At 33.3% G+C, this 12,052-nt stretch carries 7 protein-coding genes; 5 read left to right on the forward strand and 2 right to left on the reverse strand.

Annotated elements, in window-relative coordinates; genetic code table 11:
- Positions 1-15: 15 nt before the first annotated feature.
- On the reverse strand, positions 16-2,370 hold the full coding sequence (locus ACJJV4_RS18440) for a beta-N-acetylhexosaminidase (RefSeq protein ID WP_405296871.1): 2,355 nt from the start codon (positions 2,368-2,370) through the stop codon (positions 16-18).
- Between the two features lie 713 nt (positions 2,371-3,083).
- Between ACJJV4_RS18440 and ACJJV4_RS18445 the strand changes: the two genes are divergently transcribed.
- The 5 genes from ACJJV4_RS18445 to ACJJV4_RS18465 all read left to right on the forward strand — a co-directional run bounded on the left by ACJJV4_RS18445 (position 3,084) and on the right by ACJJV4_RS18465 (position 10,518).
- The gene (locus ACJJV4_RS18445) at positions 3,084-6,383 is read left to right on the forward strand and encodes a SusC/RagA family TonB-linked outer membrane protein (protein ID WP_405296872.1); all 3,300 of its coding nucleotides are present in this window, start codon (positions 3,084-3,086) and stop codon (positions 6,381-6,383) included.
- Positions 6,384-6,396: 13 nt separating this feature from the next.
- Complete coding sequence (locus tag ACJJV4_RS18450) at positions 6,397-8,112, forward strand: RagB/SusD family nutrient uptake outer membrane protein (protein ID WP_405296873.1); 1,716 nt, start codon at positions 6,397-6,399, stop codon at positions 8,110-8,112.
- A gap of 225 nt (positions 8,113-8,337) precedes the next feature.
- A complete protein-coding gene (locus ACJJV4_RS18455; protein ID WP_405296874.1) occupies positions 8,338-9,102 on the forward strand; it encodes a hypothetical protein in 765 nt (254 codons plus the stop codon).
- Positions 9,103-9,152: 50 nt separating this feature from the next.
- Entirely contained in the window at positions 9,153-9,725 is a 573-nt protein-coding gene (locus ACJJV4_RS18460; RefSeq protein WP_405296875.1) for a Crp/Fnr family transcriptional regulator, read from the forward strand.
- A gap of 58 nt (positions 9,726-9,783) precedes the next feature.
- Positions 9,784-10,518, forward strand: coding sequence for an acyl-CoA desaturase (locus ACJJV4_RS18465; RefSeq protein ID WP_042500276.1), 735 nt, complete (start codon positions 9,784-9,786; stop codon positions 10,516-10,518).
- Between the two features lie 82 nt (positions 10,519-10,600).
- On the opposite strand, the gene ACJJV4_RS18470 is transcribed toward ACJJV4_RS18465, so the two are convergent.
- A complete protein-coding gene (locus ACJJV4_RS18470; protein WP_405296876.1) occupies positions 10,601-11,962 on the reverse strand; it encodes an exonuclease domain-containing protein in 1,362 nt (453 codons plus the stop codon).
- Positions 11,963-12,052: the final 90 nt, after the last annotated feature.

Consider the following 12,052-nt stretch of genomic DNA (forward strand, 5'->3'; position numbering starts at 1 on the left):
GTTAGTTTTAAATGTTTAAAAAACAATAAGTTCGTCGATTAGAATTAGCGAAGCATTACCAGCTCTGCGGTGACCTTCTGGAATAGGGTTAACGCTTTTAGCTTTTACTTTTATAGATTTTACTTTTGTTTTTTTGAATGCTATGGTAGATTTTACTTTGTTTCTGCCTTGAGTATGGCTGGCTTCTAGTTGTTTAGTTTCGCCAAGTTTGGTAAAGTTTTTACCGTCTTTAGAACCGTAAATCTCGATATATTCAGGAACATAAACACTAGAGTTTGTAAACCTAAGGCTAGTAATTTCTAGAGATTGAATGTCTGTAAGTTCTTCGAAGATTAAATCGACATCTAAATCACCTTTAATGTTTTGCCAATTACGATCGCCACGGTTTAATTTTCCGAAGTTTAAATCTATTAACTTGTTTGTTTCTTGTGTATCGGTAATTTTTGGTGCATGATAAATAACTTTTGCTCCAACAGCTTTATGTATAAGGAAGGTTTTTTCTGAAATATTGCCTATTTGTTCCTCTTTGTAAAACGTGGTTGCTTTTAAAGTAGTTGTGTTTTGGATAGTAAAAGGATTCTCATATTTTGTAGAGGCTAGCGAAGGTTCTGTGCCATCTAATGTGTAGTAAATATCCATACCATTAACTTCGGTTTTAAGAGCAATTTCTATACTGCCATTGTTTTGTCCTGTATGATATATTCTGGCATTATAAGCACTTGTTGCATAACGCTCGCCTTTTTGATCTAAACGCTTAAATTGGTTGAGTAAACGGTTTGTAAAATCATTCCAGTTTTTGTTGGATTGACTGGTCCATCCATTTTCCGCCACAGCGTATAAACGTGGAAAAGTCATGTATGTAATTTGGCTCCAATTTCTAAGCGACTCTGTCCATAAATTACCTTGAAGACCTAAGACATGTTTGCCTTGCTCGGTAGTTAAACTATCGGAAATTATTTTATAGTTGTAGGTATCTTTTAAAAAAGAGTAGGAGTAGCCAAGGTTGGGCTCTAAATCGTCGTCACCTTGTTTTAAATCGAAATAGCAGTAGCGTGAAGGCGTCATAATTACATCGTGGCCTTGTCTGGCTGCTGCAATGCCTCCTTTTTCTCCGCGCCAAGACATAACTGTTGCGTTTGGAGCTAAACCGCCTTCTAGAATTTCGTCCCAGCCAATCATGTTTTTACCATGAGCATTTACTATTTTTTCTACACGTTTAACAAAATAGCTTTGTAGCTCGTGTGTATCGGCAAGATTTTCTTCTTTCATGCGGAGTTGGCAATCTGGGTCCACTTCCCAAGCTTCTTTATTACACTCATCGCCACCAATATGCATATAATCGAATGGGAATAAATCCATAACTTCACCTAGTACATTTTCAACAAACTCAAAGGTGATTTCTTTTCCTGGGCAATAGGTGTTATTTCTAACCACACCGCCAGTGCCGACGTAAAAAGGACCTGTAGAACATGAGATTTCTGGATAAGATGCTATAGCTGCCAGTGAGTGACCAGGCATATCTATTTCCGGAATTATTTCAATATAACGCGCTTTAGCGTAAGCAACAATTTCTTTAATATCGTCTTGTGTGTAAAAACCGCCGTATGTTGCTTTTTCGCCAGGTTGCTGCGTTGGGCGTCCCCACCAATTAGAGGTGCTTTCGTCTTTCTCATTTTGGTTTACACGCCAAGCGCCAACTTCTGTTAATTTTGGATATTTTTTAATTTCTATGCGCCATCCATTATCGTCTGATAAATGCCAGTGAAAACGGTTTAGTTTTACCTCTGCCATAAAATCGATAGCATCTTTTACTTCTTCTTTTGTGAAAAAATGACGAGAAACATCGAGCATATAACCACGCCATTTAAAAGCCGGTTCGTCTTTAATAATAACAGATGGAATACCCCAAATAGTATTTGTTTGTTTTTCTTTGGAATAAAATGTTGTTGGGAGTAATTGACCAATGGTTTCCATAGCATAGAAAAAACCGGCTGGTGTGGCCGATTTTACATTTATGCCCCCTGTATTAATGACTAATTCGTAAGCTTCAGGGTTGAGGGATTTTTTATTATAAAAAACAATATCTGCTTGTTCATTATTTATACTTATTTCTGGGATCCATCCGGATGCCATTTCAAATGTTTTGAAAAAATTGGTTGCAATAATTTTTTGCTCTTCATTATTAACCGATACAGTTGTTTTCTCGTTAATAATAAAATGGCCGTCGCCCTCTATTAATTCTGCCGGTAACGGGATAATTGCAGTTTTTCCTACTTTAAGTTCTTTTTTATCGCATGATGTAAGTGTTAATAAGAAACATAATAAGTAGGGGGTTAATGTGCTTTTTATCTTTCTAAAAAGGGTACTCATGTTTTGGTTAATGATTTAAAAATTTGTTCAATCTTAAGCTAGAATATAGGAAAAGTAATATAGTGATTGTAAGTAATGATGGGGATAAAAATATGCTTATTAAGATTTCTTTAGCTATAATTTCGACCAATAACCTTCTAGTAAAGATTAAGGTAGTGTTTTCTTTAATGTTGTTTTGCTTTTGAAGATGATATTATAAGCGAATGTATATGATTTATAATATTTAGGATGAATATTAAGAATTAATTTTATCTGGGCTATGTAATGTTAAGTTGTTAGTTGATTAATAGATGAGTGTAATTGAAATTCATTTATTTATAATTTTATCTGATTTTTTGCAAGTGGGTAATCGTATATTAGTTGAACCTATGTAAGGCAATATATATATATGGTAATTTTTATTTATAACAGGTAAGAGCAAAATAAAACTGGATTTATAAGTATTAGGATAAACACGCTTTTCGAGATTTAATGGTTTTATTTTAATTCATTTATAATTATTTATCGATTCCTAGAGGTTGTTGGTCGAAATTTCTATCTAATTAACATTAAGAATATATAAGTTTATTCTGTTATTAACATATATTTTGAATTTTTTTAACATAAACGTTAAAATCTCCAATTGTTATCTAAGATTCATTTTTAGAACATACATATTGTTAAGAATAATAACTAATTACTAAAATTTTAATTATTAATTAACTCACATTTCTATGAAAATTAAATTAAAAAATTTCTCTTTCTATCGAAAAAAAGAGCACTTAAGTTTTTTCTTGAGCGTTTTAGTTTTTTCGTGCGTTTCTACCAGTTATGGTTTGGAACCTATTACGAGTGTAGAATTTAAAAAAACTACTAACTATTTACAACAACAAGTAAAAGGAACAATTACCGATATTAACGGTCAACCAATACCCGGTGTTAATATTGTTGAAAAAGGCACAGCTAATGGAGCTCAATCTGATTTTGATGGAGGTTTCTCGATAACACCATCCAATGCAAATGCAGTGTTAGTATTTTCATTTGTTGGTTTTGTTACAAAAGAAGTTCCTATTGGTAACCAAACTAACCTTAAAATTGTTTTAGATGAAGATATTTCTCAATTAGATGAGGTTGTTGTTGTTGGTTATGGTACACAGAAAAAAGTGAATTTAACAGCTGCTGTTTCTGTAGTAGGAACGGAAGTTTTTGCTGATAGACCTACAGCAAATGCGGCTCGTTCTTTACAAGGTACCGTTCCAGGTTTAGTTGTTTCTAACTCAACAGCTGGTGGTGAACCTGGTGCTGACTCTAGCATTAACATTCGTGGTTACATAACAAGTAATGGTGGTATTCAAGATAACCCCCCATTAGTATTAATTGATGGTATTCGTATGAGCTTAAGCGATATTAACCCAGAAGATATCGAATCTGTATCTGTGCTTAAAGATGCTGCTGCTGCTGCTATTTATGGTTCTAACGCTTCGGCGGGTGCTATTTTAATTACTACTAAAAGCGGTAAAAATTCAAATGGAAAAGCTAGGGTAAGTTATAGAAGTAATGTATCCTTTACATCACCAACAACGTATCCGGATGCTGCAAGCCCTATAAATTTTGCTTATGCTATTAACGATGCGCGTACTAATAACCGTCAAGGCGTTTATTATGATGAAACTGATTTAGCTAATATTATATCTAACATGGCAAACCCTGGTAGCGCACCTTCTATTGAGAGTAATGCTTCTGGAAATGGTTGGAACTATGGAACAATTGGTATTCAGGGTACTGGCGCTACAAATTGGGATGAGATTATTTTGAAAAAAACAGCATTAAGAACAAAACACGATTTAAGCATATCTGGTGGAGATCAAAAAATGAACTACTACCTTTCTGCTGGTGCCTATGATGAGGATGGATTATTAGCTGTTGGCGATGAGTCTTTCCAAAGGTATAATTTAGACGCAAAATTTAGTGCACAAGCTAATAAATGGCTAACTGTTGAATTGTACAGTAAATTCTTAAAAAGTTATACAGATTTCCCGTCAGAAACAGGTCAAGGTAGTGACATTCGTAACAAAACTAGAGTATTAGATCTAATTACTAAAATAAAACCAACCTTACCTCAATTTGATCCTATTTATGGTGAAGAACTGCTGCAACACGCGTATTATCCATTTTGGGAATTTCAACGTTTAAAAGTTAGAACAGATCAGGTAATACTATCACCTAAATTTATTATTCAAGCGTCTAAGAACCTGAAATTAAACTTAGATTTAAATTATAGAAAAACGAACGTTTTTAGAGAAGAGACAGTGTTAGCTCATCAACAAATTGTTCCAAATGGACTTGTTGATAGAAGAAGTCAAGAACAATCGTCGTATTCACCAACTGTAAGTAGAACAGAATATTTTTCGCCAAATTTTTATGCCACATACGATAAATCTTTTAACAAGCATAATGTTAATGTAACTTCAGGTATTACTAGTGAGTTAAACAACTTTTATTCGCTTGGGGCAACCACAGATTATTTAATTACAAACAACATAGTGTCCTTAAATGCATCGTTAGATGATGACCAAACGGTTAATGAATCTATAACAAACTGGTCTACTATGGGGTATTTTGGTAGATTTAGATATAATTATGATGAAAAATATTTGCTAGAGTTTACATACAGAAGGGATGCTGCTTCTCGATTTGCTCCAGAAGACAGATGGGTAGGATTACCAAGTTTCTCTGCTGGTTATAATGTTGCTAGAGAAGATTTTTGGCCTTTTGAGAGTATTAACACTTTTAAATTAAGAGGTTCTTATGGTTCTTTGGGTAGTCAACAAGTTGCACCAAATTACGGTTACCTATCGCTAATAGACACGGATAATCAAACAGGATTTTTATTTGATGGCCAACAAGGTAATTTTGCTCAAACACCAGGTTTTACAACAGAAAGTTTAACTTGGGAAACAGTTAAAACAACAGATATTGGTTTTGATTTAGGTGCTTTTAATAATAAGTTAACTATGGCATTTTCTTGGTATAGAATAGATACTGAAGATGTTATTGGACAAGGTTTGGAGTTACCTGCAACATTAGGAGCATCTCCTCCTTTACGAAATGTTGGAACCGTTAGAGTTCAAGGTTTTGATCTTGAAATAAATTGGAGACAACAATTAGGAGATTTTGGTTATAGTGTGAGAGGTGTATTAAATGATTACAAACGTACGGTTACAGAATTTCCAAATGAAACTAATTTACTTACTAGTAATTTCGTAGGATTAGATTTAGGAGATATTTATGGTTATGAAACTGATGGTTTATTTCAAACCAATGAAGAAGCTGATGCTTATACTGCAGAAGTAAATCAAACTGCTATTAATGGCTTTACTTATGAGGCTGGAGATTTAAGATATGTAGATCAAAATGGAGATGGTGTAATTAATAATGGAGATGGTACTGCTGATGAAAGTGGCGATCTTATGGTTATAGGTAACAATACGCCACGATACCAATATGGTATTACACTTGGTATGAATTATAAAAACTTCGATTTTAACGCTTTTATACAAGGTGTTGGAAAACGTGATGTAAATTTAGTTCAAGGAAATTCTCAAGGATTTAGAGGTCCATCTAACGGACCATTTCATGCCTTTGTTTGGGAAGGTCATTTAGATTATTTTAGACCAGATGATACTACTAGCCCGTTAGGAGCTAACACAGATGCTTATTTTCCTAAACCATATTTAAATGGTGGAGGTAGAACAAACAAAAACTATAGTCAAAACACAACACACTTTATACAAAGCGGTGCTTATGCTAGACTTAAAAGTATACAGATAGGATATACAATACCTAAGGTTGTAACAAACAAGCTAAACATCAATAATATTAGAATGTACGTTACAGGTGAAAACCTATTTACTGCAACTGACTTAATCTTTTTCGATCCAGAAACAGTAAGAGGAAGCAATGATTTATTAGGTAGCGCATCATCTTATCCACTATCAAAAATAGTTTCATTTGGAGTTAATGTATCACTTTAAAAAAAGAATAATTATGAAAAATATATTAAAATTACTTATTCTGAGTTCAATATTTTCTTTGACATCTTGTGAAGATTTTTTAGAAAAAATTCCTTTGGACACAGTTTCTGAAGCGTCGTTTTATCAAAATTCATCAGACCTTCAAGCAGCCGTTAATGGCTTTTATAATGATTTACCTGGTTGGGCAAGTACTGGAGTTGGATTTAACACTTTGCCGGATAGTAATACCGATATGGGATTAACCGAAAACCCAAGTAATAGACTAAGCGGGCTAAGTTTAGAAGTTCCCTCTGCGGCAACTAACAGCATATGGAGCTGGGATGAAGTAAGAGAGGCAAACTGGCTTATTGATCATTTAGATCAAGCAGTAGCAAGTAGTGAAGGAGATCAAATTTTAGTTGATCAATATTCAGGTGAAGCTTATTTTTTCAGAGCTTACTATTATTTTAATTTATTAAACAGCTACGGTGATTTGCCGATATATCCTGAGTATTTTGATAATACTGATACGGAATTGCTTTATAAAGCTAGAGATCCTAGAAATGAAGTTGTTGATTTTATGCTTTCAGATTTAGATACAGCTATAAGTTTAATGCAATCTTATCCAGAAATTTCTAGTCACCCAAGAATTAGTAAAGAAGCTGCTCAGCTTTTCAAAGCAAGAGTAGCCTTATATGAAGGAACTTGGGAAAAGTACCATAGTGGTACTGACTTTGGTGTAGCTGGTTCTGATGGTTCAACGTATTTACAAATAGCTGCCAATGCCGCTGAAGCTGTAATGAATAGTGGAGTATTTTCTTTACATGATGATTACAGTACATTATTTAACCAAGTTGGATTAAGTGATAATACAGAGGTGATGCTTTGGAGAGATTATGACGCAATACAATTCTCAAACGACAATGTAATACAAATATCTTGGCCTAATCGTTGTGGGTATACTAAGTTTGCTGTTGATAGCTATTTAGCTGCAGATGGTTTACCTACTGCAGTTAGTACTCTTGATGGAAGTAGTACAGACTTAAATACTATTGAAATTGGTAGAGATCCTAGGTTAGCGGCCTTAATAATGGTACCAGGAGACGAAGTAGAAATACGAGATGGTGTAACCTCTGTATGGGAATTCCCAGACTGGACGGATGCCAACACGGGTAATACAGGTTATGAAAGCCAAAAATATAGAAATGTAAATTATGATGCTGCTTTCAGTAATTTTACTTTAAACACATCTAGAATCATTATGCGTTATGCTGAAGTACTACTAATATTTGCTGAGGCTAAAGCAGAATTAGGCTCAATTACACAGTCAGATTTAGATAAATCTGTAAATTTATTACGTACTCGTGTTGGTATGCCGGGAATTACTCTAGGAGCCATTACAACAGATCCTAATTGGCCAAACTATGGTTATACTTTAACATCTATTATATACGAGGTTCGTAGAGAACGTTCTGTTGAGCTTATGGCTGAAGGATTTAGAACTGATGATTTAAACAGATGGAGAGCACATGCTTTAATTGATGGAGATCAACCAAGAGGCGCTTTTTATAACGATGGTGTAGTAAACACTTTACCATTGGCAACACCATTAGATGCAGAAGGATTCTTATTACCTTTTTCAAACTTTGGTAATTATAACTTTGATGAATCTAGAGCTTATTTATCACCAATACCTTTAGATCAATTACAACTTAACCCTAACCTAATACAAAACCCAGGTTGGGAATAATAATTTATAAATAGTAACCGCAAAGTTGTTTACAAAAAGCTCAACACCTGTTTTAGGTGTTGAGCTTTTTTATTTGTAGTTTTTTAGTCTGTTGAGCAATATGCTTAGCCTAATAGATGTTAAAATAATACCTCAAAAATTAATTAAACGGGTAGTATAATTATAATGGCTTATCTTGCGGCCGTTTTAATTGTAGTTGCTACAATTAGCATAAAAGTTATAATCATGAAGAATAGTAATATTAGCGAAGATCAAGTCGCTCAAATTAATAAAGTAATAGAGAATTATTTTAATACAAATACGGAAAAAAACTCGATTCCGGCTAAGGATATTATGTCCGATTTAATAGAGGCAGGAGTTTTTACAAAAGACACAAAAAAAGGGTTACCGCTTCGTAAAGTTTTTAGAGCTTTAGATAAAGAAAAAGCATTAGATAAAATTCCTGCTGTACATGCAGAACGTACAGAAACAGCTGTTTATTGGTATTTATTAAGAGAAGGAGCAGAGTTTGTACCGAATGAAGCTATTGGTGCGGTTTCTAAAAAAGAAAAAGCACAAGAAACAAGAGAAAATAGTGATGAGTTTTATGTTTTAGACCTATGTGATGAGGTGCTTAGCGAAAAAGCATCGCGTAAACATACCTTTCCTTTTTTACTAGGAGATATGCATAAAAGAGGAAAAACGAGAACTAAATTGCCATTAGCAGCTTTTTATAAAGAAGCTAATTTAGTTATTGAGTTTTTAGAAAAGGAAAGTGAAGCTGATCAAGATGAAGAGAAACTGAACGTAATGACGGTTAGTGGTATAACTAGAGCTGAACAAATAAAAAAATATAATAAAAGACGTAGAGACGTCCTTCAAAAGAAGAAAATTCATTTAGTTGAGATTGATTATGCTGCTTTTGAAAATGATAAAGAAAATCGTTTAGTACGTAATAAAGAACAAGATATATTACTTTTGAAAGAGTTACTTAATGTGTATATAAAATAATTTTAATTCATATTTTATCCAGAGTTTTTCGAGAACTAGAATAGTTTTAAATGAAAAATATTAGAGCCTATATAGAAGAGACCATAACGGTAAATGATACCGATTGGACGTTGTTTTCATCTAAATTAATTAAGCGTGAGTTTAATAAAAAAGATAAACTTACCGATGTTGGTCAGGTGGAAAACTACATCTCTTTTATAGAATCTGGTATAGCACGTTTTTTAATTCCTAAGGAAGATAAAGAGAAAGAAATCACTTTCGGATTTTGTTTTGAAAATGAATTTATAAGCGCTTACGATTCGTTTTTAACACACAAACCATCGCTCTACCAAATAGAGGCGCTTACCAATATGGTTATCTGGAGCATTTCTTATAAAGATTTACAAGAGGTATATGAAAAAAGTTTTGTTGGTAATGTTATTGGGCGCATGTCGTCAGAGCGTCTATTTTTAATAAAATCTAAACGAGAACAATCGCTTTTAAATGAAACTGCAGAAGAGCGTTACCTTAAATTATTTACAGAGCGACCGAACTTAATTAAAGAAGTACCTTTAAAATATATTGCTTCGTATATCGGGGTTACAGCCCAGGCTTTAAGCCGAATTAGGAAACGAATTTCTTAACCTAGGTTCATTGTAATTTCCATAAAGTAATATGACCTTTGTTATTTAAACAAAGATTATGAGTATTCTTATTTTTATTATCATTTTATGGTATACAGGTTTGTTTTTTCAAACGTTCTTTTTGCATCGTTATGCGGCGCATCAAACCTTTACCATGTCTAAAATAGCAGAGCGTATATGTTTCTTTTTAACTTGGGTTTTTCAAGGTTCTAATTATTTAAGTGCTTATGGCTATGGCGTTATGCATAGAATGCACCATGCTTATGCCGATACAGAAAAAGATCCGCATTCGCCTAAATATGATGCCAATGTGTTTTCTATGATGTGGCGTACAAAGAACATTTATCAAGATATAAATCAAAAACGAATTGAGGTTGCCGATAAGTTTACTAAAAACGTTCCACAATGGGAGTCTTTCGATAAGTTTGCAAGTTCTAGAGTGTCTCGATTAGTTTGGGCTGCTTTATACACTGTGTTTTTTATTTTCTTTGCAACTGCTTGGTGGCAATGGTTATTTTTACCTGTAGCTTTTTTAATGGCACCAATACACGGCGTAATTATAAATTGGTTTGCTCATATTTATGGGTATAGAAATTTTAAAGTTGCCGATACGTCTAAAAACTTATTACCATTCGATTTTTTAATGATGGGTGAAGGCTATCATAATAATCATCATTCTCACAGTGGACGTGCAAATTTTGGAGTGCGTTGGTTTGAGGTTGATATTACGTATTGTATTATGGTTGTTTTAGATAAACTACATATTATTAAATTGAAGAAAGCTGTTAGTTAGTAAATTCGGTATCATATAATAAAAACAAAAAAGCAACCTATATAGATAGGTTGCTTTTTTGTTTTCTGTAGATTAAAAAATGTTAATTAGTTTGAATCACACTCTGGTCAGGACTAATCAATATTTTATTCAAAACTCTTTGAATATTTATGTTGTCTTGTTGAGGGATTAGAAAAGATTCTAAATCTTCCGAAGTATTAATTTGCTCGTACTTATCAATAAAACCGTAACCTTTGTAGCTGCTGTTTTCAATTAAAATAAAAGCTTCTTCATTTTCATATCGTCCTTTTTGTTTTACAATCACATTTTTAGACATGTTTTTAAGATAATCTATAGCTTGTTTAACACGAAGATTATATAAAGCCATCGATTCTTTTTTATCACAAATACCTTTGCAAGATTGAATAGGGTAGAGCGAACAATTTGGAGTGCTTTCATGTAGATGCGTGTATTTTGGACATAAGTTAAACTGTTTACAAAGCACTTCTAAATAATTACGACATTCTTGAATACTGTATAGTATTTGTATGGCATTTGGTGTTGATTTTAGTGTATTATAAGCTAAATGTATTATGCCATTTCTATCTTGATAACTGAATATAGCATACGCTTTAGGAGCGCGTTTTGGTGCTTGATTGTATTTTGGCTGATGCTCCTTTAATGCCGCATCTTCCATAAGTAATGCAATGGTTTCACTACCTGAAAGCTCGTAATCTACATCGGTTAATTCTTTAGATAAATTAATCTCTTTTTCTGCTTTACTCGTAAAATGGCTTAGTACGCGTTTTTTAATGTCTTTTGCTCGGCCTACGTAGATAATAGCATCATTTTCATCTTTAAAATAATAGATTCCGGTAGTGCTTGGTAGCTGATTAAAAGTTTCTTGTTTAAGATGTTTTGGTACTTTAGTTTCCTTAGTGGCTTTCTTTAAAAAGGACTCAATAACTTCGGCTGCCGTTGGCTGGTTTAGTAGTATTTTAAATAGGATAACTGTAGCTTCAGCATCGCCTCTTGCGCGGTGTCTGCCTACTATGGGAATATCTAATTTAGCACACAGTTTACCCAAACTATAGGTTTTGTGGCCTGGTAATAATTTTCTAGAAAGTCTAACGGTGCAGAGTTTCTTTCTAATAAATTTTATATCTATTGCTGCAAATTCATTTTGTATAGCGTTATAATCGAAACTCACATTATGCGCTATAAAAATGGCGTTTTGGGTAATCGATAAAATATCTTCTGCAATTTCTGCGAATGTTGGTGCTTTAGCAACCATCAAATCGTCAATGCCTGTCAAATCGGTAATGTATTCCGGGATTAACTGTTGAGGATCTACAAGCGATGTAAATTCATCTATTAACTCATCGTCTTCATATCTAAAAATAGAAATCTCAGTAAGTTTATTTCCTGGTCCAGCGGTTTCAACATCAATTACGGTATAAATCATTATGCTAATCTTTCTAAATTCTTATGGAATACCACACTATATTTAACTGAAGTGTTTTTTTTATTGTACTACAAATGTAAGCAATAATTG

Origin of the sequence: Algibacter sp. Ld11, assembly GCF_045066735.1 — a bacterium.
In the GTDB taxonomy this organism is placed as follows: domain Bacteria; phylum Bacteroidota; class Bacteroidia; order Flavobacteriales; family Flavobacteriaceae; genus Algibacter.